This window comes from Pantoea sp. UBA6567, from assembly GCF_002434165.1.
GTDB classification, from domain to species: domain Bacteria; phylum Pseudomonadota; class Gammaproteobacteria; order Enterobacterales; family Enterobacteriaceae; genus Pantoea; species Pantoea eucrina.
On the sequence record NZ_DJJN01000006.1, the window covers coordinates 1,231,984 to 1,258,594 of the forward strand.

At 58.4% G+C, this 26,611-nt stretch carries 17 protein-coding genes, 1 tRNA gene and 1 riboswitch; of the genes, 13 read left to right on the forward strand and 5 right to left on the reverse strand.

Translation table 11 applies throughout. The annotated features are described in order from the left end of the window. Positions 1-43: 43 nt before the first annotated feature. The 8 genes from B4M48_RS11910 to yegS all read left to right on the forward strand — a co-directional run bounded on the left by B4M48_RS11910 (position 44) and on the right by yegS (position 13,710). Positions 44-1,249: an MdtA/MuxA family multidrug efflux RND transporter periplasmic adaptor subunit gene (locus B4M48_RS11910; protein WP_288656800.1), complete on the forward strand. Its 1,206-nt coding sequence runs from the start codon at positions 44-46 to the stop codon at positions 1,247-1,249. Continuing rightward, a complete protein-coding gene (locus B4M48_RS11915; RefSeq protein WP_250341207.1) occupies positions 1,249-4,371 on the forward strand; it encodes an MdtB/MuxB family multidrug efflux RND transporter permease subunit in 3,123 nt (1,040 codons plus the stop codon). The genes B4M48_RS11910 and B4M48_RS11915 overlap by 1 nt, the downstream gene beginning before the upstream one ends. Beyond that, positions 4,368-7,445: a multidrug efflux RND transporter permease subunit MdtC gene (gene mdtC, locus B4M48_RS11920; protein WP_039385407.1), complete on the forward strand. Its 3,078-nt coding sequence runs from the start codon at positions 4,368-4,370 to the stop codon at positions 7,443-7,445. Before B4M48_RS11915 ends, mdtC begins: the two co-directional genes overlap by 4 nt. A 133-nt stretch (positions 7,446-7,578) precedes the next feature. Then, positions 7,579-8,976, forward strand: coding sequence for a multidrug transporter subunit MdtD (gene mdtD / locus B4M48_RS11925; protein ID WP_288656803.1), 1,398 nt, complete (start codon positions 7,579-7,581; stop codon positions 8,974-8,976). Then, positions 8,976-10,358, forward strand: coding sequence for a two-component system sensor histidine kinase BaeS (gene baeS / locus B4M48_RS11930; RefSeq protein ID WP_039385410.1), 1,383 nt, complete (start codon positions 8,976-8,978; stop codon positions 10,356-10,358). Before mdtD ends, baeS begins: the two co-directional genes overlap by 1 nt. 9 nt (positions 10,359-10,367) lie before the next feature. Next, entirely contained in the window at positions 10,368-11,075 is a 708-nt protein-coding gene (baeR, locus tag B4M48_RS11935; RefSeq protein ID WP_039385412.1) for a two-component system response regulator BaeR, read from the forward strand. A gap of 136 nt (positions 11,076-11,211) precedes the next feature. Continuing rightward, positions 11,212-12,582 carry a tRNA 5-hydroxyuridine modification protein YegQ gene (gene yegQ / locus B4M48_RS11940; RefSeq protein WP_039385414.1) on the forward strand — a complete coding sequence of 457 codons (1,371 nt, stop codon included), beginning with the start codon at positions 11,212-11,214 and terminating at the stop codon, positions 12,580-12,582. A 228-nt stretch (positions 12,583-12,810) separates the two neighbouring features. Then, entirely contained in the window at positions 12,811-13,710 is a 900-nt protein-coding gene (gene yegS / locus B4M48_RS11945) for a lipid kinase YegS (RefSeq protein ID WP_039385416.1), read from the forward strand. Between the two features lie 73 nt (positions 13,711-13,783). Here the strand turns inward: yegS and B4M48_RS11950 are convergent, their stop codons facing one another. Further along, positions 13,784-14,905, reverse strand: coding sequence for a Gfo/Idh/MocA family protein (locus B4M48_RS11950; protein ID WP_039385417.1), 1,122 nt, complete (start codon positions 14,903-14,905; stop codon positions 13,784-13,786). 264 nt (positions 14,906-15,169) lie between these two features. On the opposite strand from B4M48_RS11950, the gene B4M48_RS11955 reads away from it, so the two are divergent. Then, a tRNA-Asn gene (locus tag B4M48_RS11955) sits at positions 15,170-15,245 on the forward strand. Between the two features lie 58 nt (positions 15,246-15,303). On the opposite strand, the gene thiD is transcribed toward B4M48_RS11955, so the two are convergent. Further along, complete coding sequence (thiD, locus tag B4M48_RS11960) at positions 15,304-16,104, reverse strand: bifunctional hydroxymethylpyrimidine kinase/phosphomethylpyrimidine kinase (protein ID WP_039386007.1); 801 nt, start codon at positions 16,102-16,104, stop codon at positions 15,304-15,306. 69 nt (positions 16,105-16,173) lie between these two features. Then, a riboswitch (TPP riboswitch) is annotated at positions 16,174-16,270 on the reverse strand. A gap of 190 nt (positions 16,271-16,460) precedes the next feature. Here thiD and B4M48_RS11965 point away from each other — a divergent pair. Beyond that, a complete protein-coding gene (locus tag B4M48_RS11965; protein WP_104085202.1) occupies positions 16,461-16,664 on the forward strand; it encodes a hypothetical protein in 204 nt (67 codons plus the stop codon). Between the two features lie 57 nt (positions 16,665-16,721). Here the strand turns inward: B4M48_RS11965 and ahpF are convergent, their stop codons facing one another. Both ahpF and ahpC read right to left on the reverse strand, forming a co-directional pair. Beyond that, positions 16,722-18,290 carry an alkyl hydroperoxide reductase subunit F gene (gene ahpF / locus B4M48_RS11970; protein ID WP_071668018.1) on the reverse strand — a complete coding sequence of 523 codons (1,569 nt, stop codon included), beginning with the start codon at positions 18,288-18,290 and terminating at the stop codon, positions 16,722-16,724. 71 nt (positions 18,291-18,361) lie between these two features. Beyond that, positions 18,362-18,925 (reverse strand): alkyl hydroperoxide reductase subunit C, encoded by a 564-nt coding sequence (gene ahpC / locus B4M48_RS11975; RefSeq protein ID WP_039385421.1) that lies wholly within the window; start codon positions 18,923-18,925, stop codon positions 18,362-18,364. 261 nt (positions 18,926-19,186) lie between these two features. On the opposite strand from ahpC, the gene B4M48_RS11980 reads away from it, so the two are divergent. Continuing rightward, positions 19,187-19,633 carry a GNAT family N-acetyltransferase gene (locus B4M48_RS11980; RefSeq protein ID WP_039386010.1) on the forward strand — a complete coding sequence of 149 codons (447 nt, stop codon included), beginning with the start codon at positions 19,187-19,189 and terminating at the stop codon, positions 19,631-19,633. A gap of 1 nt (position 19,634) precedes the next feature. Here B4M48_RS11980 and apbC read toward each other — a convergent pair whose 3' ends face one another. Continuing rightward, a complete protein-coding gene (gene apbC, locus B4M48_RS11985; protein ID WP_071668019.1) occupies positions 19,635-20,747 on the reverse strand; it encodes an iron-sulfur cluster carrier protein ApbC in 1,113 nt (370 codons plus the stop codon). A gap of 162 nt (positions 20,748-20,909) precedes the next feature. Between apbC and metG the strand changes: the two genes are divergently transcribed. Then, positions 20,910-22,943 carry a methionine--tRNA ligase gene (metG, locus tag B4M48_RS11990; RefSeq protein ID WP_071668020.1) on the forward strand — a complete coding sequence of 678 codons (2,034 nt, stop codon included), beginning with the start codon at positions 20,910-20,912 and terminating at the stop codon, positions 22,941-22,943. A gap of 476 nt (positions 22,944-23,419) precedes the next feature. Next, positions 23,420-26,521, forward strand: coding sequence for an autotransporter outer membrane beta-barrel domain-containing protein (locus B4M48_RS11995; RefSeq protein ID WP_250341204.1), 3,102 nt, complete (start codon positions 23,420-23,422; stop codon positions 26,519-26,521). The last annotated feature ends 90 nt before the right edge of the window (positions 26,522-26,611 follow it).

Sequence of the window (26,611 nt, forward strand, 5' to 3'; positions counted from 1 at the left end):
AAGCGTATCAGGAAAGCGACATGGCTGGAGAGCACGCAGAGTAATGAAGAGTCGAACCAAAACAGGTCTGTTAATTCTTATCGCGCTGGCGGTAGCGGCTGGCGGTTATTACGCCTGGCACTCGCGCGCCACGCCAGCACAGCCGGCGCAGGCTAAAGAGAAGCGCGGTGGAGCAAACCGGCCAGCCGCGCCGGTACAGGCGGCAACGGCTGAACTGCAAAGCGTGCCCTACTATCTGAACGGCCTCGGCACCGTCACCGCTGCAAATACGGTTACGGTGCGCAGCCGTGTTGAGGGGCAGCTGATGGCGCTGCACTTTACAGAAGGCGAGCAGGTGGCTGCCGGCACGCTGCTGGCTGAGATCGATCCGCGCCCGTATCAGGTTGCTCTCACGCAGGCGCAGGGCCAGCTGGCCCGGGATCAGGCCACGCTGGCGAATGCCCGCCGCGATCTCAGCCGCTATGAGAAGCTGTCGAAAACGTCCCTGGTATCGCAGCAGGATCTCGACACCCAGCGCGCGCTGGTGAGCGAAACGCTGGGCACCATTAAAGCGGATGAGGGCAACGTCGCGAGCGCGCAGCTGAATCTGACCTACAGCCGCATCACCGCGCCGATTGCCGGACGTATCGGGTTACGCAAGGTCGACATCGGCAACTACATTACCACCGGCGACACCGATGGCCTGGTCGTGATCACCCAGACGCATCCGATTGATGTGGTATTCAGCGTGGCGGAGAGCTATATCAGCCAGATCCTGAAAGCGCAGAAAAGCGGTCAGCCGCTGGTGGTAGAGGCCTGGGATCGCAGCAACACCACGCTGCTGACGCAGGGCACGCTGCTGAGTCTGGACAACCAGATCGATACCACTACCGGCACCATTAAGCTGAAAGCACGCTTCAGCAATGAAGATGACACCCTGTTTCCCAACCAGTTTGTTAACGCACGGCTGAAAGCGGATACGCTGCAGAACGCCGTGACTATTCCCACCGCCGCGCTGCAGATGAGCAATGAGGGCCACTTTGTCTGGGTGGTTAACAGCGAGAATAAGGTCAGCAAGAAACGCGTCACCGCCGGCCTGCAGGATAGCCAGAAAGTGGTGATCAGGGCCGGACTGGAGGCGGGCGAGCGGGTCATTACCGACGGCATCGATCGCCTCACTGACGGCGCAACGGTTGACGTCGTGGCGCCGCAGAGTACGGCAACAGAGACCACGCGTGCCGCGCAGCCAGCCCGGGGAGAGCGTCAATAATGCAGGTGCTGCCTCCTGACGCTGGCGGCGGTCCGTCACGTCAGTTCATTTTACGCCCGGTCGCCACCACGCTGCTGATGATTGCGATTCTGCTGGCGGGCCTGCTTGGCTACCGCTTTCTGCCGGTCTCCGCCCTGCCGGAAGTGGACTACCCCACTATTCAGGTTGTCACGCTCTATCCCGGAGCCAGTCCGGATGTGGTCACCTCGTCGATTACCGCACCGCTGGAACGCCAGTTTGGCCAGATGTCCGGGCTGAAACAGATGGCGTCGCAAAGTTCCGGCGGCGCCTCGGTGATCACGCTGCAGTTTCAGCTGTCGCTGGCGCTGGATGTGGCGGAGCAGGAGGTTCAGGCGGCGATTAACTCCGCCACTAACCTGCTGCCTGGCGATCTGCCCAATCCGCCCGCCTACAGCAAAGTCAACCCGGCCGATCCGCCTATCATGACGCTGGCGGTCACCACGACCAGCCTGCCGCTGACGCAGGTGCAGGATATGGTGGAAACGCGCGTGGCGCAGAAGATTGCGCAGGTCTCCGGCGTAGGCCTGGTTACCCTTTCCGGTGGACAGCGTCCGGCGGTGCGGGTCAAAATGAATGCGCAGGCGCTGGCAGCGTTAGGACTGACCAGCGAAGATGTGCGCACGGCTATCAGCAACGCCAACGTCAACTCAGCGAAAGGCAGCCTTGATGGCCCGGCGCGATCTATCACGCTGTCAGCAAACGATCAGATGACATCGGCTGAGGATTACCGTCGCCTGATTATCAGCTACAGCAACGGCGCGCCGGTGCGACTGGGCGACGTTGCGACCGTTGAATCGGGCGCAGAGAACAGCTGGCTGGGCGCCTGGGCTAACCGCCAGCAGGCGATTGTGCTGAACGTCCAGCGTCAGCCCGGCGCCAATATTATCGACACCGCTGATAATATCCGGGCGCTGCTGCCATCGCTTACCGCCACGCTGCCCAAATCGGTCGACATGAAACTGCTGACCGATCGCACGACCAATATTCGCGCCTCGGTATCTGATACGCAGCATGAGCTGATGCTGGCCATGGCGCTCGTGGTCATGATCATCTACCTGTTTCTGCGCAACGTACCGGCTACGATCATTCCTGCCGTGGCGGTACCGCTTTCGCTGATTGGTACGTTTGCCGCCATCTATTTTATGGGCTTCTCGATCAACAACCTCACGCTGATGGCGCTGACTATCGCCACCGGCTTTGTGGTGGATGACGCCATTGTGGTGATCGAGAATATTTCACGCTATATCGAGAAAGGCGAGAAGCCGCTCACCGCCGCGCTGAAAGGGGCGGGAGAGATCGGTTTTACCATTATCTCGCTCACCTTTTCGCTGATTGCGGTGCTGATCCCGCTGCTGTTTATGGGCGATGTGATTGGCCGGCTGTTTCGTGAGTTCGCCGTCACGCTGGCTATCGCCATTCTGATCTCAGCCGTGGTGTCGCTGACGCTGACGCCGATGATGTGCGCACGCATGCTGAGCGCAGAGTCACTGCGCCGGCAGAACCGCTTCTCACGCGCCAGCGAGGCGCTGTTTGAGCGGGTCATTGCCGGTTACGGGCGTGGACTGACGCGCGTGCTGCAGCATCCGTGGCTGACGCTCAGCGTGGCGCTCGGCACGCTGCTGATGACGGTGCTGCTGTGGGTGATGATCCCGAAAGGCTTCTTTCCGCAGCAGGATAACGGCATTATTCAGGGCACCCTGCAGGCGCCGCAGTCGGTCTCTTACGCCAGCATGGCGCAGCGCACGCGCGATGTCGCCTCCGTGGTGATGAAGGATCCGGCGGTTGAAAGTCTGACCTCTTTTGTCGGGGTGGATGGCACCAATCCTGCGCTTAACAGCGCCCGGCTGCAGATCAACCTCAAGCCGCTGGATGAGCGCGACGACCGCATTCCGGTGGTGCAGGCGCGGCTGCAGCAGGCGGTGGCGCAGATCCCGGGCGTCTCGCTCTGGCTGCAGCCGGTGCAGGATCTCACCATTGAGACGCAGAGCAGCCGTACCCCCTATCAGTTTACGCTGCAGTCTGGCTCGCTTGACGCCCTGAGCAGCTGGGTCCCGGCGCTGATCGGCCAGCTGGAAAAGGCACCGCAGCTGCGCAACGTCAGCAGCGACTGGCAGGATCAGGGGCTGGAAGCGTATGTGCGCGTCGACCGCGACAGCGCCAGCCGGCTCGGGATCACCATGGCTGACGTCGATAATGCGCTGTATAACGCGTTTGGTCAGCGGCTGATCTCAACGATTTACACGCAGGCAAACCAGTATCGCGTGGTGCTGGAGCAGCATAATGCGCAGACGCCGGGACTGGCGAGCCTGGAGGGGATCCGGCTTAAAAGCAGCGACGGCGGCAGCGTACCGCTCAGCGCTATCGCCAGCACAGAGGAGCGGCATACCGCTCTCAGTATTAATCATCTCGATCAGTTCCCGTCCGCAACCTTCTCTTTTGACGTGGCCGATGGCTATTCACTTGAGGAAGCGCTGCAGGCCATTACCGCCGCAGAAGGGGCGCTGGGTATGCCGGCGGATATCGTCACGCAGTTCCAGGGCAGTACGCTGGCGTTTGAAGCCGCGCTGAGCAGCACCGTCTGGCTGATTGTGGCGGCCGTGGTCGCAATGTATATCGTTCTTGGCGTGCTGTATGAGAGTTTTATTCATCCGATTACCATTCTCTCTACCCTGCCCACCGCGGGCGTCGGCGCGCTGCTGGCGCTGATGCTGAGCGGTAACGAACTCGATATCATCGCCATTATCGGCATCATTCTGCTGATCGGTATTGTAAAGAAAAACGCCATTATGATGATTGACTTTGCGCTGGCGGCGGAGCGTGAACAGGGCATGGCGCCGCGTGACGCTATCTATCAGGCCTGCCTGCTGCGCTTTCGCCCGATCCTGATGACCACGCTGGCGGCGCTGCTGGGCGCGCTGCCGCTGATGCTCAGCACCGGCGTCGGCGCTGAGCTGCGCCATCCGCTCGGCATCGCCATGGTGGGCGGCCTGATCCTCAGCCAGATCCTGACGCTGTTTACCACGCCGGTCATCTATCTGCTGTTTGATCGCCTGGCGCACGCTACCCGCAGGCGCTTCGGTCGTCCGGAGGCGCAGTCGTGAAGTTTTTTGCCCTCTTCATTCACCGCCCGGTCGCCACCATCCTGCTGACGCTGGCGATTGCGCTGGCGGGGATGCTTGGTTTTCGTCTGCTGCCGGTCGCCCCGCTACCGCAGCTCGACTTTCCGGTGATTATGATTTCGGCCTCGCTGCCGGGTGCCTCACCGGAAACCATGGCCGCCTCGGTGGCCACGCCGCTGGAGCGCTCGCTGGGGCGCATTGCCGGCGTCAGTGAAATGACCTCGACGAACTCACTGGGCAGCACGCGCATCATTCTGGTGTTTGATTTTGACCGCGATATTAACGGTGCCGCGCGCGATGTGCAGGCCGCGATTAATGCGGCGCAGAGCCTGCTGCCGTCGGGCATGCCGAGCCGGCCTTCTTATCGAAAAGCGAACCCCTCGGATGCGCCGATTATGATCCTTACGGTGACCTCGGACGACTATAATCCGGGTCAACTCTATGATTACGCTTCGACGCAGCTGGCGCAAAAACTGTCGCAGATTGAGGGCGTCGGCGACGTCACGGTAGGCGGCAGTTCGCTGCCCGCCGTGCGCGTCGATCTCAATCCGCAGGCGCTGTTTAATCAGGGCGTGTCGCTGGATGCGGTACGCAGCGCCATCAGCAACGCTAACCAGCGGCGACCGCAGGGCGCAATCGACGATCGCCAGCAGCGCTGGCAGCTGCGTACCAATGATGAACTGCAGAGCGCCAGCGCCTATCAGCCGCTGGTGGTGCACTATAACAACGGTGCGGCGGTTCGCCTGAGCGATGTCGCCAGCGTGCAGGATTCGGTGCAGGATGTGCGTAACGCCGGGATGACCAACGGCAAGCCGGCGGTGCTGCTGGTGATCCGTAAGTCGCCGGACGCCAATATTATCGATACCGTGGATCGCATTCGCGCTGAGCTGCCGGTGCTGCACGATTTCATTCCGGCGGCGATCGATCTGCAGATTGCCCAGGATCGCTCACCGACTATCCGCGCTTCGCTGCATGAAGTCGAGCAGTCGCTGGTGATTGCCGTGGTGCTGGTGATTCTGGTGGTGTTTCTGTTCCTGCGCGACGGCCGGGCCACGCTCATTCCTGCTGCGGCGGTGCCGGTCTCACTGATTGGCACCTTTGCTGCCATGTATCTGTGCGGCTTCAGTCTTAACAACCTGTCGCTGATGGCGCTAACCATCGCCACCGGGTTTGTGGTGGATGATGCGATTGTGGTGCTGGAGAATATCGCCCGCCACGTTGAGGCTGGCATGAAGCCGCTGCAGGCGGCGCTGACCGGCGTCCGCGAAGTGGGCTTTACCGTGCTGTCGATGAGCCTGTCGCTGATTGCGGTGTTTCTGCCGCTGCTGATGATTGGCGGCATTATCGGACGCTTCTTTTCGGAATTTGCCATTACGCTGTCGGTGGCGATTCTGATCTCGCTGTTTATCTCCGTCACGCTGACGCCGATGATGTGCGCGTATCTGCTGAAGCCGCAACCGGCACAGCCTGCCGCGCCCGGGCTGTTCAGCCGGCTGCTGCAGCGGACGCAGGATGGCTATGCCCGCTCGCTGCGCTGGGTGTTACGCCACGCCATCTGGGTACTGCTGCTGCTGGGCGGCACGGTAGCGATGACCGTCTGGCTGTTTATTACGATACCCAAAACCTTTATGCCGGAACAGGATACCGGTCGCCTGAGCGGTTTTCTGTCTGCCGATCAGAGCATCTCGTTTCAGGCGATGCGCGGCAAGCTGGAAGATTTTATGAATATCATCAAAATGGATCCGGCGGTGGATAATGTCACCGGCTTTACCGGCGGCCTCGGCACCAACAGCGGCCTGATGTTTGTGGCGCTGAAGCCTCTCTCTGAGCGCAGCGAAAGCGCCCAGCAGGTGATCGCCCGCCTGCGCACCAAACTGGCTAAGGAGCCGGGGGCCAGCCTCTATCTCAACGCCGTACAGGATATTCGCGTCGGCGGACGGGAGTCGAACGCCAGCTATCAGTACAGCCTGCTGTCGGATAACCTTGCCGATCTGCGTGAGTGGGAACCCAAAATCCGTAAGGCCTTCTCTGCCCTGCCGCAGCTCACTGACGTTAACTCCGACCAGCAGGATAAAGGCAGCGAAATGGCTATTACATACGATCGTGAAAGCATGGCGCGCCTCGGCATAGACGTTTCAGCCGCCAACGATCTGCTGAACAACGCCTTTGGCCAGCGTCAGATCTCAACCATTTATCAGCCGCTGAATCAGTACAAAGTGGTGATGGAGGTGGATCCGCGCTATACCCAGGATATCAGCGCGCTCGACCAGATGTTTGTGGTCAGCAGCGACGGCAAAGCGATTCCGCTGAGCGGTTTTGCCCACTGGCAGCCCGCTAACGCACCGCTCTCCGTCAACCATGAGGGGCTTTCTGCAGCGACAACCATTTCGTTTAATTTGCCGGAAGGCGTCTCTCTGTCGCAGGCCTCCGCGGCGATCGATCGCGCCATGACGGTGCTGGGGGTGCCCTCCAGCGTGCGCGGCAGCTTTGCCGGTACCGCGCAGGTGTTTCAGCAGTCGCAGTCCAGCCAGCTCTGGCTGATGCTGGCAGCCATCGCAGCGGTCTATATCGTGCTGGGCATTCTGTATGAGAGCTATGTGCATCCGCTCACGATTCTGTCGACGCTGCCGTCGGCCGGAACCGGCGCGCTGCTGGCGCTTAAATTGTTTGATACGCCGTTCAGCCTGATTGCGCTGATTGGCATTTTGCTGCTGATAGGGATTGTGAAAAAGAACGCCATCATGATGGTCGACTTTGCGCTGGAGGCGGAACGACAGCAGCAGCTGAGCCCGCGCGAGGCGATTTTCCAGGCGTGTCAGCTGCGTTTTCGCCCGATTCTGATGACCACGCTGGCCGCGCTGTTTGGCGCCCTGCCACTGGTGCTGACCAGCGGCGACGGTGCTGAACTGCGGCAGCCGCTGGGCATCACCATCGCCGGCGGCCTGGTGGTAAGCCAGCTGCTGACGCTCTACACCACGCCGGTGGTCTATCTGCTGATGGATAAATTACGCCGCCGCAAAGCCGTCACAGAGCCAGCAACCACCCGAATTTCGTAGGGGGCGCATTAATGCGCCCCGGGCAATCAACACGTACGAAACCAGGGCACCATTAATGGCGCCCCTGCGGGGACGATTGCTGCATTAATGCACCCCGGGGTAAACAAACGCGCCTTATGCTGGAGGAGAGAAGATGAACAAACCTGCCACCACGGTACGCTGGCAGCTGTGGATTGTGGCGTTTGGCTTTTTTATGCAAACGCTGGATACCACCATTGTCAATACCGCGCTGCCTTCCATGGCGCGCGATCTTGGCGTCAGCCCGCTGCATATGCATTCCGTTATCGTCTCTTACGTTCTGACGGTTGCGGTGATGCTGCCGCTGAGCGGCTGGCTGGCTGACCGTTTTGGCGTGCGTAACATCTTTTTCAGCGCGATTGTGCTGTTCAGCGTCGGATCGCTGTTCTGCGCGCTGGCTGCCACGCTTAATCAGCTGGTTGTGGCGCGCGTGGTTCAGGGTATCGGTGGTGCAATGATGGTGCCGGTGGGCCGCTTAACGGTCATGAAAATTGTGCCGCGTGAGCAATATATGTCCGCCATGACCTTTGTTACCCTGCCGGGCCAGATTGGCCCGCTGCTCGGTCCGGCCCTCGGCGGCGTGCTGGTTGAGTACGCCAGCTGGCACTGGATTTTCCTTATCAATATTCCGGTCGGCATTATTGGCGCTGTCGCCACGCTGATGCTGATGCCGAACTACACCATGCAGACGCGCCGGTTTGATTTTGCCGGTTTTCTGCTGCTGGCGGCCGGCATGGCGGCGCTGACGCTGGCGCTGGATGGCGGCGGCAATGGCGCGCTGCTGCCCGGCTTCCTGATTCTGGCGGGCGTGCTGTCGCTGCTGTTTTATCTGATGCACGGCCGCCACAATGACAACGCGCTGTTCAGCCTGCGACTGTTTGATAACCGCCTCTATTCGATTGGTCTGCTGGGCAGCTTTACCGGGCGCATCGGCAGCGGCATGCTGCCGTTTATGACGCCGGTATTTCTGCAGGTAGGTCTGGGTTTTACGCCGTTTCACGCCGGGTTAATGATGATCCCGATGGTGCTGGGAAATATGGGCATCAAGCGGGTGGTGGTGCGCATTGTTAACCTGTTTGGCTATCGCCGCGTACTGGTGGGAAGCACGCTCGCGCTGGCGCTGGTGGTGGCGCTGTTTGCCGTGGTCGCGCTGGCTGGCTGGATCTGGCTCCTGCCGCTGGTATTACTGCTGCTCGGCATGGTCAATGCCCTGCGCTTTTCCGCTATGAATACCCTGACGCTGAAAGATCTGCCGGACGATCTCGCCTCCGGCGGCAACAGCTTACTGTCGATGATTATGCAATTGTCGATGAGTATCGGCGTCACGCTGGCGGGTCTGCTGCTCGGCGCTTTTGGCCAGCAGGCTGCCGCGGGCAGCGACATGGCGCAGCAGGCGTTTGCCTGGACCTGGCTCTGTATGGTGGTCGTCATCGCCCTGCCGGCGCTGGTGTTCTGGCGGGTACCGGAAGCACTCAGTAAAAATGTTGATCTCAGAACCAGGAGTAAAAAGTGATGGCGCGTTTCCGGCCCGGCATTGGCGCCAAACTCTTTATGGCGATTTTTGGTACCTGCATGCTGGTCATCATCACGATGCACTGGGGCGTACGGCTCAGCTTTGAGCATGGCTTTGTTGACTACATCAAAAAAGGCAACGAACAGCGGCTGACACTGCTGAGTGATGCGCTGGCAGATCAGTATGAGCAGCACGGCAGCTGGGATTTTCTGCGCCAGAACGATCGGCTGATCTTCACCATTCTGCGCTCGCTGGAGCAGAACCCAGGCAGCCACAATCCGCTGCCGCCGCACGGCTGGCGCACGCAGTTCTGGATCATCGATCAGCAATATAAGGTGCTGTCAGGCCCGCGCGCGCCGATTCCGCCAAAAGGACCGCGGCGTAACATCACCACCAGCAGCGGTAAAATTGTCGGCTGGGTAATTGCCTCTCCGGCGGAAAACCTGACGCGCAGCACCGACATCAATTTTGACCGGCAGCAGCGCCAGACCAACTGGATGATCGTCACACTCTCCACTCTGCTGGCGGCGCTGGTCACCTGGCTGCTGGCACGCGGCCTGCTGGCGCCGGTTAAACGGCTGGTAGAGGGCACCCATCAGCTGGCTGCGGGAAAATTTGCTACCCGGGTTGAGGTGGATAGCGGTGATGAAATCGGTCAGCTGGCGCGCGACTTTAATCAGCTGGCGCAGTCGCTGGAGAAAAATGAGAGTAATCGCCGCGCGTTCATGGCGGATATCTCCCATGAGCTGCGCACGCCGCTGGCGATCCTGCGTGGTGAGCTGGAAGCGATTCAGGATGGCGTCCGGCAGGTCACGCCCGAGGCGATAAGTTCGCTGCAGAGTGAAGTGGTGGTACTGACCAAGCTGGTGGATGACCTGCATCAGCTTTCGCTCTCCGATGCGGGCGCCCTCGCCTACCGCAAACAGCCGCTGGATCTGGTTAACCTGCTGGAGGTGATCGCCGGCAGCTTTGCCGGACGCTATCGCACGCACCAGCTGACGCTGCAGCTGCAGCTGCCTGCTGAAGCCAGCAGCTTTGGCGATCCTGACCGCCTGATGCAGCTGTTTACGAATCTGCTGGAAAACAGCCTGCGCTATACCCATCCCGGCGGCGAAGTCCGCATCACCATGCGGCAGCAGGAGAATCAGTGGCTGCTCTGTATTGATGACAGCGCGCCCGGCGTAGCGGCGGCGCAGCGGGCGCAGCTGTTTGAGCGTTTTTTCCGTGCGGAAAACTCCCGCAATCGTGCCAGCGGAGGGTCCGGCCTGGGACTGGCTATCTGTAAAAATATCGTCGAGGCGCACGGCGGCACGATTTCTGCGGAGCACTCTGATTTAGGTGGCGTGCAAATCAGGCTAAACTTGCCCTATGTTCCCCAGTAGAAAGCCCGTATGAGCCCGGAAAATAGCGATCCACTAATTCTTGTTGTTGAAGATGAACCCAAACTGGCGCAGCTGATGATCGATTATCTGCAGGCGTCAAACTACCGCACGCACCATATTGCCAATGGCGGCGAGGTACAGGCCTGGCTGCAGCACACTACGCCAGCGCTGATGCTGCTCGATCTGATGCTGCCAGGCTGCGACGGCATGACGCTGTGCCGCGAGATACGCCGCCACTCCGATCTGCCGATTATTATGGTCACCGCCCGTACCGAAGAGATTGATCGCCTGCTGGGGCTGGAAACCGGCGCGGATGACTATATCTGTAAGCCATTCAGCCCGCGCGAAGTGGTGGCGCGGGTGAAAACCATTCTGCGCCGCGCGCGTAAATCGCCGGAAGAGACGCAGCAGGCGTCGCTGCTGCTGATTGATGAGGGCCGCTTTCAGGCCAGCTGGCGTACTGCGCCGCTGGAGCTGACGCCGGCGGAGTTCCGCCTGCTGAAAACATTGTCGCTGGAGCCAGGCAAAGTCTTTTCCCGCGAGCAGCTGCTCAATCAGCTTTATGATGATTACCGCGTGGTAACTGACCGTACCATAGACAGCCATATCAAGAATCTGCGCCGCAAGCTTGAGGCGCTGGATGCCGATCAGCCGTTTATTCGTGCGGTATATGGCATTGGCTATCGCTGGGAAGCGGATATGTGCCGGCTGGCATAGCCTGTTATTGATCCCGATCAATTTACTTCACTCCGCACCCTGCCTACAATTTCCGCCTCTTTTGCAGAGCCGCACGCCGCGGCTTCTGCTATGGCCATCCGCGATGGTCAGCTGACCTGACATCAGTGAGTCTTCCATGTTTAAACCTGAACTGCTCTCCCCGGCGGGAACGCTGAAAAATATGCGCTACGCCTTTGCCTACGGCGCTGACGCCGTTTATGCCGGCCAGCCGCGCTATAGTCTGCGCGTCCGCAATAATGAATTTACGCATGACAATCTGGCACAGGGGATCGCCGAAGCGCACGCGCTGGGTAAAAAGTTCTATGTGGTGGTCAATATCGCGCCGCATAACGCCAAACTGAAAACCTTTATTCGCGACCTTACACCGGTGGTGGCGATGCAGCCCGACGCGCTGATCATGTCCGATCCGGGACTGATTATGCTGGTGCGCGAGGCGTTTCCGGCGATGCCGATCCACCTTTCCGTGCAGGCCAACGCCGTCAACTGGGCCACGGTGAAATTCTGGCAGCAGATGGGGCTGACGCGCGTCATTCTGTCACGCGAGCTGTCGCTGGAGGAGATTGCGGAGATCCGCACGCAGGTGCCGGAGATGGAGCTGGAGATTTTTGTCCACGGCGCGCTCTGCATGGCCTACTCTGGTCGCTGCCTGCTCTCCGGCTATCTCAACAAGCGCGATCCAAACCAGGGCACCTGTACCAACGCCTGCCGCTGGTCGTATAAGGTCTCAGAAGGCCAGCAGGATGAGGTCGGCAATATTACCGGTATCCATGAACCGGCAGAGCAGCAGGCTCCCGTGCCCGGCCACAACGCGCCAACCGACCGGTTGTTTCTGCTGGAAGAGAAGATGAAACCGGGCGAGGTGATGAGCGCGTTTGAAGATGAGCACGGTACCTACATCATGAACTCAAAAGATTTGCGTGCGGTGGCGCATGTGGAACGGCTGAGCGCAATGGGCATTCATTCGCTGAAAATTGAAGGGCGTACCAAATCGTTCTACTACTGCGCGCGCACCGCACAGGTCTATCGCCGTGCGATTGACGACGCCGCAGCGGGTAAACCTTTTGATACCTCACTGCTCGCCACGCTGGAAGGTCTGGCGCATCGTGGCTATACCGAGGGTTTCCTGCGGCGTCACACCCACGACAGCTACCAGAACTATGAGCAGGGCTTTTCCGTTTCTGAACGTCAGCAGTTTGTGGGCGAATTTACCGGCGAGCGGCGCGGCGACCGGGCGCAGATTGCGGTGAAAAACAAATTCCTGCAGGGCGATGTGGCAGAGATCATGACGCCGCAGGGCAACCTGACCTGCACGCTGGAGGCGATGGAAAACGATCGCGGCGAGGCGGTCACCGTCGCTCCTGGCGACGGTCATCGGGTCTGGATCCCGGTGCCGGCAGAGGTGGATCTCCGCTTTGCGCTGCTGCTGCGCAACCTCACTGAAGGCAATACTACCAGCGATCCGCACGGCAAAAATCGCACAAAATGAAAAAAAGGCGGCGAAGTTAGAACAGGATCACAGACGGTTACAGCGCCGCGCTTTAGAATCCCGCCTGCTGCTAATGAGTAACAATATCCAGCGTGCACGACCAGGAACCACCTCATTTACCCGCCCGGCTCCCCCGCGCGGGTTTTCTTTTTTCAGCGCCTGCCGATAAAGTTCCCGCCGCAGCTATGCTATAACCACATCCCTGTCTCACGTTTCAAGGAACTGAAGATGCACACTACACCGCTCACGCTGCTGATCCTGAATGGAAAAGGCGCCGGCAATGAAGATCTGCGCGCGGCCGTTAATAGGCTGCGCGAAGAGGGCTTTAATCTGGCCGTGCGCGTCACCTGGGAAAAAGGTGATGGCGATCGCTATGTACAGGAAGCGGTTGCTCTGCAGGCGGAAACCGTTGTTGCAGGCGGCGGCGACGGCACCATAAATGAGATTGCCACCGCGCTGGCCGCTATACCCGAGGCCTCACGTCCGGTACTCGGCATTCTGCCGCTCGGCACCGCCAACGATTTTGCCACCAGCGTGGGCATTCCGGCGGAGATGGAGCCGGCGCTGCGCCTTGCCGTGGTGGGCAAAGCCACCGCTATCGATCTGGCGCGGGTGAATGGCGACCGCTACTTTATCAATATGGCGACCGGCGGCTTTGGTACGCGTATTACCACCGAAACGCCGGAGAAACTGAAATCCGCGCTGGGTGGCGTCTCCTACTTTATTCACGGCCTGATGCGCGTGGATGCGCTGAAACCTGACAGCTGTGAAATCAGCGGGCCTGGCTTCAGCTGGCAGGGTGATGCGCTGGTAATCGGTATCGGTAACGGTCGCCAGGCGGGTGGCGGACAGCGCCTCTGCCCCGATGCGCTGATCAACGATGGTCAGCTTAACCTCAGCATCGTTACCGCGCAGGAGCTACTGCCAACGCTGCTGCATTCGCTGACGCGCGATGATGAGAACCCCAATATTGTGTCGGCTCAGCTCAACTCGCTGACTATTCGTTCGCCGCATGAGATGACGTTTAATCTGGACGGTGAGCCGCTGAGCGGCAGCGAGTTTACTATCGACGTGCTGCCAGGCGCGCTCAGCTGTCGCCTGCCGCCCCAGTGCGCGCTGCTGGCCTGACGGCGCAGGCATCGCCGGGTGCGCTTTGATACGCACCCGGTGGTTTGCCCGGCAAACGGCTTAACCTCCCGCGTTACACCTTCATCCAGCGCCGCTCAGCCGCCGAAACTGCGATGGCTTCCAGCACTTTCTGTACCTGTAACCCTTCGGCAAAGTCTGGCCACATGCGATCGCCTGCCGCAATGCCGTTGATCAGATCGCGGATCTCCACGGTTTTCTGATCGTTAAACCCGATACCGTGCCCGGCGGAGACGCAGAAGCTGGCGTAGTCGGGATGCGCCGGTCCGGTGAGCAGTGTTTTAAAGCCCTGCCGTCCGGCTGGTTCGTCGTGGATATAGAGCGCCAGCTCGGCCATACGCTCCTGGGTATAGCGCAGCGTACCCCGGGTGCCGGTGACCACATAGGTCAGCCCCATCTTGCTGCCACAGGCAATACGTGAAGTCTCAATCACGCCGTGCGCGCCATTGCTGAAGCGCAGCAGCGCGCTGGCCTGATCCTCATTCTCTACCGGCAGCAGACGCGCAGGATTTTTAGGGTCGGGGCGCTGCGCGATTACCGTCATCATGTCGCCACTGACCTCCTCAATGTCGCCCACCAGATAGTGCGCCATATTGACGATGTGCGCGGCCAGATCGCCGAGTGCGCCCAGCCCTGCCAGTTTTTTCTGACAGTGCCAGTCCAGCGGCGTCTGCGGGCTGGCGAGGTAATCTTCATTATGCGTGCCGTAAAAGTGCACCACTTCACCAATCTCGCCGCGCGCTATGATCTCCCGCGCCAGCTGGCTGGTCGGATTTTTCATGTAATTAAAACCCACCAGCGTTTTTACACCCGCCCGCTCTGCCGCCTGCACCATCTCCTCTGCATCCGCCACGCTCAGCGACAGCGGCTTTTCCGAGTAGACATGTTTGCCGTGGCGGATCGCCTCCAGCGCCATCTCTTTATGCAGGAAGTTGGGCGCGCAGATATCGACAACGTCGATCTGCGGATCGCTGACCAGCTCGCGCCAGTCGCCGGTGGAGCGGGCGAAGCCAAACGTGGCCGCCTGCTTTGCCGCCAGTGCCGGATCGACTTCAGCCAGCATCTCCCGCACGATCTCACCTTTCAGGGCAAACACCGTGGGCGCCTGCGCATAGGCGATAGCGTGACACCGCCCGATATATCCGCTGCCGATCATTCCGATTCTGACTCTGTTCATGCTGCACCCGTGAAAAGTGGAGGAGGTTTCGCGGAATATATGTTTCATTTTTTAGCGCCACAATGGCGAAATGAAATATCTGTGATCATTGATGTGGAGCACACGACAAAATCAACAAATCCCGCTGTAATTTTGCAGTACTTTGGTGATATTCCTCACATTAAGTCAGGCAGTGGCGGTTTATTCAGCAGTCAGTAAAAATTTTGCAAAAGGGCTTTGACACGCAGCAGGCTGCCCGATATTATGCGCCCCGTTCCACACAATTCCTCTGTAGTTCAGTCGGTAGAACGGCGGACTGTTAATCCGTATGTCACTGGTTCGAGTCCAGTCAGAGGAGCCAGATTCTTAAAAAAAGCAGCCTGTAAGGCTGCTTTTTTTATGCCTGCGTGTTATCCGCCCTACCACCAGTGATGAAAGTGGTGCACCGGCCCGATGCCCTTTCCTGCCTCCAGCGAATCGGCCTGCAGTAGCGCCTGCTGCAGCCAGCCTTTTGCCGCCGTCACCGTATCAGCCCAGCTCTCATGACGCGGCCGCAGCGCTGCCAGCGCCGCCGAGAGGGTACAGCCGGTGCCGTGAGTATGGCGCGTCGCTACGCGCGGGGCCGTAAAGCGGAAACGTCCGCTGCGGGTAATCAGCCAGTCCGGGCTTTCCGCATCCTCCAGATGTCCCCCTTTCATCAGCACCGCGGCACAGCCGAGATCGAGCAGCCCCTCCCCCTGCTGCTGCATGGTGCGCTCATCGCGGGCAGGTGTTGTTTCCAGCAGCGCCGCGGCTTCCGGCAGATTAGGCGTGATCAGCGAAACCTGCGGCAGCAGTCGCTCACGCATCGCCGCCACCGCCTCTGGCGCCAGCAGCGCATCGCCGCTTTTGGCAATCATTACCGTATCCAGCACCACAAACGGCAGCCGCGCACGCGCCAGTTTCTCTGCCACCACCGCCACAATAGCGCTCTCTGCCAGCATGCCGATTTTTGCCGTATCGATACGGATATCGCTCAGCACCGAATCCAGCTGGGCGGCGACAAACGCCGGTGAAATGTAACAGACCGACTGTACGCCACAGGTGTTTTGCGCCACCAGCGCGGTAATAACGCTGGTGCCGTAGGCGCTGAGCGCAGAAAAGGTTTTGAGATCGGCCTGAATGCCCGCGCCGCCGCTGGGATCGGTGCCGGCAATGGTCAGGGCATTTATACGGGGCAAGCCGCGCGGTAAAACAGAGGAAGGGTGGGTCATCATAGCGCTCCTGTCAGGCGTACAGGAAGGCGAATGCGCGCAGGCATCTGACTTCCCTACGCTGGCATTATCCAGATCAGGTAATACGGGTATTTCTCAGCCTTCACAAAGAAGGGCACCCCGAGTCATGGTGTCTGTTACGACACACCGGCAGCTTAGGGGAAGCGATCGCACGAAGCAAGCCGCAGAGAGCAGAAAGCTTGATCTGCGCGGTAGCAGAAGCAGACAGACCGCTGGAGTGACCGGTTTATTGATACAGCGCAAGCCGCGACAACGCGGCAGCATGCTTAATCTGCTGCCGGATCACCCTGCCGGATATCACCATGCTTAACCTGCTGCGCCATCTTATTCCGCACGCTCACCGCTGGCATCAGATTACCATCAGCCGCCACGGCGTCCTGAATCCTGCCGGACGTTACTGTCAGGCTACCTTTATCACCGCGCGCTGTCGCAGCTGTGGTGTGCAGCTGCATAAGCTCTACTACCGCGACCTCAGCGATAGCGAAGCGCGCCGCTGGCTCGGCTGATTTAGCGCAAAAAAAAGCCCCGCAGCAAGGTGCGGGGCGCGGGCCGGACAGCGAGATTTACTGTGCTGGCTGGGTGCGGATCAGATAATCAAAGGCGCTGAGTGACGCTTTAGCGCCCTCGCCGCTGGCGATGATAATCTGCTTATACGGCACCGTGGTGCAGTCGCCGGCGGCAAATACGCCTTTCAGGCTGGTTTCGCACTTCGCATCGATAATCACTTCACCCATGCGGTTGCGCTCTACTGCGCCTTCAAGGAAGCCGGTATTAGGCAGCAGACCAATCTGAACAAAGATGCCGCTCAGCGCCAGCTCGTGCGTGGTCTGGGTGGTGCGATCCAGATACGCCAGCCCGGTGACTTTGCTGCCGTCGCCTTTAACTTCGGTGGTCTGGGCGTTAAGGATCACGTCGACGTTTTTCAGGCTGCGCAGTTTATCCTGCAGCACTTTGTCAGCGCGCATTTCGCCGGCAAACTCCAGCAGCGTAACGTGCTCAACAATACCGGCCAGATCGATGGCCGCTTCCACGCCGGAGTTACCGCCGCCGATAACCGCGGTACGCTTGCCTTTAAACAGCGGGCCGTCGCAGTGCGGGCAATAGGTCACGCCTTTGGTGCGATACTGATCTTCGCCCGGTACGCCCATGTTGCGCCAGCGCGCGCCGGTGGCGATGATGATGCTGCGTGATTTCAGCACCGCGCCGGAAGCGGTTTCAATGGCGTGCAATCCCCCTTCCTGCGCGGCGGGAATCAGTTTAATAGCGCTCTGTGTGTCAATCACATCTACCGCGTAATCATCGACGTGCGCGCGCAGTGAACCCGCCAGCTTCGCCCCTTCTGTTTTTGGTACAGAGATGTAGTTTTCAATATCTACCGTATCCAGTACCTGACCACCAAAACGCTCGCCCATCAGGCCGGTGCGAATACCTTTACGCGCGGAGTAGATAGCCGCTGCGGCGCCTGCCGGACCGCTGCCGATAATCAGGACTTCATAAGCATCACGCTTATTCAGCTCTTCTGCCGCACGCTTGTCAGCGTTGGTATCAACTTTTCCGACGATTTCGGCCAGGCTCATGCGGCCCTGTCCAAACTCTTTGCCGTTCAGATAGACGGCCGGCACGCCCATGACGTTGCGCTCGGTAATTTCATTCTGGAACACGCCACCATCAATGGCGGTGTGGCTGATACGCGGATTCAGTACCGCCATCAGGTTCAGCGCCTGCACCACATCCGGGCAGTTATGGCAGGAGAGCGAGTAGTAGGTTTCAAAGTGCAGATCGGTATCAAGTGACATCACCTGATCCAGCAGACTCTGCGCCTCTTTAGAGGGGTGTCCACCGGTCTGGAGTAGCGCCAGCACCAGTGACGTAAATTCATGACCCATCGGCGAGCCGGCAAAGCGCGGACCGCTCTGGCTGCCTGGGTTGGTGATCAGAAACGACGGTTTGCGTACCGGACGATCGTTCTCTTCACGGAAGCTGACTTTGTCAGAGAGCGCGGCAATATCTGCTAACAGCGTACGGATCTCAGCAGATTTGGTGCCCTCATCCAGGGTAGCAATCAACTCAACCGGTTTCGTTAGTTTCTCAAGGTAAGCCTTAAGCTGGGTTTTTAAATTGGTGTCGAGCATAGTGAGTTCCTGTGAAGAAAATCGGGTGCCGCAGCACCCGATAAAAAAGAGACCGAATGGCGTCAGGTAACTTAGATTTTACCGACCAGGTCCAGTGACGGAGCCAGCGTGGCGTCGCCCTCTTTCCATTTAGCCGGGCAAACTTCGCCTGGGTGAGAAGCCACGTACTGTGCAGCTTTCACTTTACGCAGCAGGTCAGAGGCATCGCGGCCAATACCTTCAGCAGTGATTTCGATCGCCTGGATGATGCCTTCCGGGTCAACGATGAACGTACCGCGATCGGCCAGACCTTCTGCCTCACGCATAATTTCAAAGTTGCGGGTCAGCGCGCCGGTTGGATCGCCGATCATGGCATACTGAATCTTACCGATGGTCTCGGAAGAACCGTGCCAGGCTTTGTGGGTAAAGTGCGTGTCAGTAGAAACGGAGTAGATATCTACGCCCAGTTTCTGGAACTCTTCGTAGTGGTCTGCAACGTCACCCAGTTCGGTCGGGCATACGAAGGTGAAGTCAGCCGGGTAGAAGAAGAAAACACTCCATTTACCTTCAACGTCTTTCTCGGTTACGTCGATGAATTCGCCGTTTTTGAACGCTGCGTTTTTGAACGGTTTAATTTTGGTGTTAATGATTGACATAGTGACCTCCGTTAAAAAGATGTGATGCAGGCTACAGTTTTTTCAGGCCAGGTGCTAATACGCAGACGTTATCAATCAGATAAACAAAAGCTATCAATGCAGCGAGACCAGATCCGGTGCGGCTTGCCGCGGCATTCTACACAGAAAAGCGGCGGCGATAACAGGCTTTCTCAGAATGCGGCTAAACTGCTATTTTTTTTACAGGCTGGCACGCATGACCGCGTGCCATAAGCGATGCTTGCGATTCAGGAGACCCCGCACGTGAATATCCGACCTTTTCAGGAGAGCGATCGCCCGTTTCTGCGCACGCTGTTTCTCGCCGCGCGCCGGCACAGCTGGACGTGGCTTAACGGTGATGCGTGGCAGCTGGAGGATTTTGATGCGGTGATCCTGGGTGAAACGGTGCTGGTAGCGGAGATCGGCGGCGAACGCGCGGGTTTTGCCGGCATTCTCGATAACGACAATTTTCTGCACAGCCTCTATGTTGACCCGGCGTATCAGGGTCAGGGTGTGGGCAGCGCGCTGCTGCAGCAGGTTACAGCACGCTTTACCTCAACCGGCGCGCTGAAATGTCTGGCTGCGAACCGGGCCGCGCTGGCGTTCTACCAGCATCACGGCTGGCAGCGCGTCGCCAGCGGCGAAGGCGAACAGGGTACCTATGTGCTGATGCACTATCCGCTGGCGGGACGCGCCAGCGAAACGGCGTGAGCTACATCGCCCGGAAGGCGATATCGCCCGGGATCACCTCACCCTGCCAGTAAAGCTGAGCGGCTACGCGCCCCGCCAGCTGGCGATAGAGGGCGGTAAAGTCGCTCTCTGGCCGGCGGATCACCGTAGGCGTCCCGTCATCCAGATCCTCCCGCAGGTGAATATGCAGCGGCAGCTGTGCCAGCAGGCGGGTGTGGTAATCCTGCACCAGCCGCTCAGCCCCGCCGGTGCCGAAAACAGGCTCATGATGGCCACACTCACTGCAGATATGCATGCTCATGTTCTCCACCACTCCCAGCACCGGCACCGCTACTTTTTCAAACATCACGATGCCTTTGCGCGCGTCCAGCAGCGCGATATCCTGCGGGGTGGTCACCACCACGGCGCCGGTGACGGGTACGCTCTGCGCCAGCGTCAGCTGGATATCGCCGGTGCCGGGCGGCATATCGAGAACCAGATAGTCGAGGTCGGGCCACAGCGTCTCGTTGAGCAGCTGCAGCAGCGCCTTGCTCGCCATCGGTCCGCGCCACACCATCGCATTATCGTCCGTAACCAGATAGCCAATTGAGTTGGTCGCGAGCCCGTGCGCCATAATCGGTGCCATGTGCGTGCCGTCAGGCGATGTCGGACGCTCCGCTTCCGTTCCCAGCATATTCGGAATGGAGGGACCGTAAATATCCGCATCCAGCAGCCCCACGCGCGCCCCTTCGGCGGCCAGCGCCAGCGCCATGTTAACCGCCGTACTCGACTTGCCGACGCCGCCTTTGCCGGAGCTGACCGCAATGATATTTTTCACGCCGTTCACGCCCGGCTGATTTTTTACCCGCTTCAGGGTGGCGATATCGTGACGCAGACGCCAGTCGATGGCGCGCGCCTGCGTCAGCCGCAGCAGCTCCGCGCTGACCTGCGCTTTGAGATCCTCAAACGCGCTGCGCCAGATAAACGGCATAACCAGCTCGATATGCAGTTTTTCATCCAGCAGCGCCACGTGCCGCAGCGCTTTCAGCGTAGTGAGATTCTGCTGCAGCGTGGGGTGCGTAAATGCGCTCAGCACGCCGCTGACCACGGCACGCAACGCTTCAGGTGAATGATAATCCCGGGATTGTGTGCTCATCCCCTCTCCTTATTTCATCATGACGCCAGAATGTAGCGGTATAAGGTCAATCATATCAGAGCAGCGCGAAAAAGAGCGCGACGCGCCTCCTGTGTTTACGCCAGAGGGTGCTTCGGTTAACATCTAACCCCGATTTTTCATTAACGGAAAGCTACGCAAATCATGACTCAAGTCGCTAAAAAATTACTGGTAACGTGCGCCCTGCCGTACGCAAACGGCTCTATCCATCTTGGTCACATGCTGGAACACATCCAGGCTGATGTATGGGTCCGTTACCAGCGAATGCGTGGCAACCAGGTTTACTTCATCTGCGCAGACGATGCGCACGGCACGCCGATTATGCTGAAAGCACAGCAGCTGGGCGTTACGCCGGAGCAGATGATCGCCGATATGAAGCAGGAGCATGAAACTGACTTCGCCGGCTTTAATATCAGCTATGACAACTATCACTCAACGCATGCCGATGAGAATCGTCAGCTGGCTGAGGTGATCTACACGCGCCTGAATGAAAATGGCTTTATTAAGAAGCGCACCATTTCGCAGCTCTACGATCCGGAAAAAGGGATGTTCCTGCCCGATCGCTTTGTGAAAGGCACCTGCCCGAAATGTAAAGCGGCCGATCAGTATGGCGATAACTGCGAAGTGTGCAGCGCCACCTACAGCCCGACCGAGCTGATTGAGCCAAAGTCGGTGGTATCCGGTGCTACGCCGGTACTGCGTGACTCCGAGCACTTCTTCTTTGATCTGCCGGCGTTCAGCGAGATGCTGCAGGCGTGGACGCGTTCCGGCGCGCTGCAGGAGCAGGTCGCCAATAAGATGCAGGAGTGGTTTGAGTCGGGACTGCAGCAGTGGGATATCTCCCGCGATGCGCCCTACTTTGGCTTTGAGATCCCGGACGCGCCGGGCAAATATTTCTACGTCTGGCTGGATGCGCCAATCGGCTACATGGGCTCGTTCAGGAACCTGTGCGACAAGCGCGGCGATATCGACTTCAGCGAATTCTGGCAGAAAGATTCCGCGACCGAGCTTTATCACTTTATCGGTAAAGATATCGTCTATTTCCACAGCCTGTTCTGGCCGGCAATGCTGGAAGGCAGCGGTTTCCGCAAGCCGACCAACCTGTTTGTGCATGGCTATGTCACGGTAAACGGCGCGAAGATGTCAAAATCGCGCGGCACCTTTATCAAAGCCAGCACCTGGCTGAAGCATCTTGATGCCGACAGCCTGCGCTACTACTACGCGGCCAAGCTCTCTTCGCGCATTGATGATATCGACCTGAATCTGGAAGATTTCGTGCAGCGCGTTAACGCTGACGTAGTGAACAAAGTCGTTAACCTGGCTTCGCGCAACGCTGGTTTTATCACCAAACGCTTTAACGGCGAGCTGGCCGCTGAACTCGCCGATCCGGCGCTGTATCAGACCTTTGTGGCCGCATCAGAGAAGATTGGCGAGGCGTGGGCGAACCGTGAATATAACCGCGCTATCCGTGAGATCATGACGCTGGCCGATCTGGCGAACCGCTATGTTGATGAGCAGGCACCGTGGGTGGTGGCGAAACAGGAAGGCCGCGACGCTGATCTGCAGGCGATCTGCTCAATGGGCATCAACCTGTTCCGCGTGCTGATGACCTGGCTGAAGCCGGTACTGCCGTCGCTGAGCGAGCGTGCTGAGGCGTTTCTGCAGAGCGAACTGAGCTGGGATGGCATCGCGCAGCCGCTGCTGAATCACAGCGTGGCACCGTTCAAAGCGCTCTATGGCCGCATTGAGATGGCAAAAGTGGAGGCGCTGATTGAGGCATCGAAAGAGGATGCGGCGGCAGCCAGTCAGCCTGCCGTAAGCGGCCCGCTCGCTGACGCGCCGATTGGCGACACCATCACCATTGATGATTTCGCCAAAGTCGATATGCGCGTGGCGCTGATTGAGCAGGCGGAACTGGTTGAGGGTTCAGACAAGCTGCTGCGCCTGCAGCTCGATCTCGGCGGTGAGAAGCGTCAGATCTTCTCCGGCATTCGTGCTGCCTACCCCGATCCTTCGGTACTGGTGGGCAAGATGACCATTATCGTGGCCAACCTGGCACCGCGTAAGATGCGCTTTGGCGTATCGGAAGGGATGGTGCTCTCAGCCGGCTCTGGCGGCAGCGATCTGTTTGTGCTCTCGGTGGACAGCGGCGCACAGCCCGGCATGCCGGTTAAGTAATCGCCTTTCAGCCCTCTCCTTTGAGAGGGCTTTTTTTAGTGCCATTATTCAGACAACGCGATACAGCCAGATAATCGATTTTTGCAACGCAACCTCAGAACACCCTTTTAGCGCTAACGCCAGTTATAGCATAAACCTGTGAACTGCCTTGCAAATACAAGATTATTTCTGGAGATCAAATCATATAACTATTCTGTTTTATTATGACATACTAATTATCTGCCTTAAAAGCAGAGTAAATATATATCTGTCGTACCGAAAACCAAGCATCCTTTATACAAAAAACTTAGCTGTATGTGCAAAAAATAATAATCCCATCTCAAAATGCTGTTTTTATTTTAAAATGATGCAGCGCTTTAGCTAATTTATTGCCTGCTATACTTTTAGCTTTCCCACCAGCAGCGTTAATTCTCGTAGCAAGACACACCGGCTCAGGCCGCAACTCATAATGTACCAACATTACAGGACCCGGAATCATGAGCCACAAACTGTTTAACCCCTCTGCGCTGGCGCTCGCTATAGCCGGAGCATTATCTGGCTCAGGCACCGTATTTGCCACCATTACCTATCAGGGTAACGTTACGGGCACTACGTCATCCCCGCCCGCTAACGGTGCTGACTGGATTGATGCCCGCAACGACATAACTGCAACTGAAACATTGCCTGGCGTTGGCGGTATGTTTATCACCAGCGGCAGCCAGCTTACGGCTAACAGTCTGAGGTTTGCAGGTGAAGGAGATCTGGTACTGTCCGGAGCCGGTACGCGCGCAACGCTCGGCACGCTGACAACAGATACCAATGCGTCGATTGGCGTCAGCGACGGTGCAGCGCTAAGTGCAAACAGCGTTTTACTGCGCCCGGCGTCCACTCTGGTGATTGGCAATAGTAATGTCACTGGAAATGCTATCGCGCCCGGGGCAGTCTCTGCTTCATCTCTGACGCTGGCGGATAGATCAGATATCTTCTTTGTACACAACAGTAATAACTATATTTTTAAAGCCAGCCTTCTCAGTAATACAGCAGGAGAGGGAGAAATTTATGTCAGAGAAGGTACCACTACGCTGGCAAAGAGCGGTAACTTCTCAGGCTCCTACCTGATCGATAATGGCTGGACACAAAACTATGCGACGCTGCTTGCTGGCGCGCCGAATGCACTGGGTCAGAATGCCACATTTGAAATTCGCTCTAAAGGCACGCTGGATACCAATGGTTACAGCCAGCAGATTGGATCAATAACGAATAATGGCGGTAAGGTTATTGTTCAGGGTGCGACTGCCGGCACCCGGGTTAATATCGCGAATGGCTATGATGGCCGCGGCGCACTGACCGTTACCGGGCGTGGTGTCACACTGAATGTGTTAAACGGGCTGGTTAACCGGGGAACGGTGGCCGTTGCGTCAGGCGCAACGCTCAGTGCTGATACGCTCAGTAATAATAACGGTCAGATTCGGTTTACCGACGGTGCCAGTGTTACAGCTGGTACGGTATATAATAATGGCCCGGTGTTTAGCGTCAGTGGTAATAATACTGCTCTGCGGGTCACTAATCAGCTTACTAACCTTCGAACATTACAAATTCTGAACGACGCAACCGCGTTGACAGGCAGCGTAAGTAATAGCGGTAACCTGTTACTGAACGGCAATGGCACCACGCTAACGGTGGCCAGACAGCTGGCGAGTACCGGCATAGTACTGGTACAGAGCGGGGCTACGCTGGCAGCTGATAGCCTTTTGATAAGCGGTAATAGCACCACTGCGCCCTCAATGCTCTCTGTCGGCAACATTAATGGTTATGTTGCTGATAGCGCCGGGCGCGTCAATGCCAGGGAGATTACGCTCGCCTCCTCACCCACCTCGCGCGCGCTGGTGAATTTTAACCACACCAATGCGAATTATAATTTTGCTTCGCCTGTAACCGGTGCAGGGGATGTCGTGGTGACATCCGGGGTAACGACACTCTCTGGCCTCAATAGCTACTCAGGGAGCACTACCGTAACGGGGGGGACTCTGCGGGCAGGTGCAGACAATACCTTTAGCACAGCCTCCACCTGGAATATTGGCAGCAACGGTGAAATGGATCTGAACGGCTACCGTCAGACGCTGGGCGACACCACCAATGCCGGTACTATCCGGCTTGCCGGCGCCGCTGCCGGTAATGTCCTTACTGTCGATGGCAACTACACCGGTAACGACGGCACTCTGATATTCGGCACCGAGCTTGATGATGACAATGCCCGTACCGATCGGCTGGTGGTCACCGGCGATGCCAGCGGTACCACCAATATCGTCGTGAATAACCTTGGCGGACGCGGCGCGCAAACCTATAACGGCATTGAGCTGATTGAAGTGCAGGGCAGCGCCGACAGCAGCGCGTTCCGTCAGCAGGGACGCATTGTAGCGGGCGCCTATGAATACCGCCTGCTGCGCGGTAATAAAAACTGGTATCTGACCAATCGCGTTAATCTGGAAACGGGCCTGCCGATTATCGGCGGCGGTGGCGGTGACGGCGGTGACAACGGCAGCGGCGGTGATAACGGCAGCGGCGGTGATAACGGCAGCGGCGGTGATAACGGCGGCGGCGGTGATAACGGCAGTAGCGGTAATAACGGCGGCGGGGAAAGCGTGGCAGTACTGCGCCCGGAAGGCGGCGCTTATGCTGCTAACCTCGCCACTGCATCCACGCTGTTCGATACCCGTATGAGCGATCGTCAGGGCACCTGGTACCTTGATCCGCTGACCGGCGAACAGCAGTACACGTCACTCTGGCTGCACGTCTCCGGCGATCATAATCGTCAGCACGCCGGTGACGGCCAGCTACGTACCCGAGCCAACAGCGTAGTGACCCTGCTCGGCGGCGATATTGCCGCTACTGACACTGCCCGCGTCGGCCTGATGGCGGGCTATGGCAACAGCAAAAGCAGTACTGCATCCGGGATCACAGGCTACCGCGCCCGCGGCCAGATCAATGGCTATACCACTGGTATATATGGTACCTGGTTTGCCAAAGGGACCGATGAAAAAGGCCTGTGGGCAGACAGCACACTGCAGTACAGCTGGTTTAACAATCAGGTAGAGGGTGAGGATGAAGCGGGTGAATCTTATCGCTCAAAAGGGCTTAATGCCTCGCTCTCTTCCGGCTATGTCATTCCGCTGGCGCAGAGCGAGCGTCGTGCTTTCTATCTGCAGCCGCAGGCGCGCATCGGCTGGTCCGGTATTAAGGCTGATGACCATACCGAGCGCAACGGCACACTGGTGCAAGGCAGCGGTCAGGATAACGTCAGCAGCAGCCTGGGGGTTAAAGCCTTTATGAAGAGCCATGCTGCGCAGGACGATCGCAACGACCGCCGCTTCAGCCTGTTCACCGAAGCCAACTGGATCCACAACAGTCGTGAATACGCGGTGCGCATGGATGATGTAGTGGTCTCACAACAGGGCAGTCGCAATATTGCCGAAGCGCGCGTGGGCGTGGACGGTGCGCTGGGCGGTGGTCTCGGCCTGAAAGGCACTATTGGTCAGCAGGTGGGTGATAACGGCTGGTCTGATACTCAGGCGGCCATCAGCGTCAGCTATCGCTTCTGACTGCGGCTCCGGGCATCGTCTGCAAACCGCAGAGGACCCGGGCGCCCTTTTTATGAGTTTCTGGTTCAGCGCCGGCTTTTGTGACGTCTG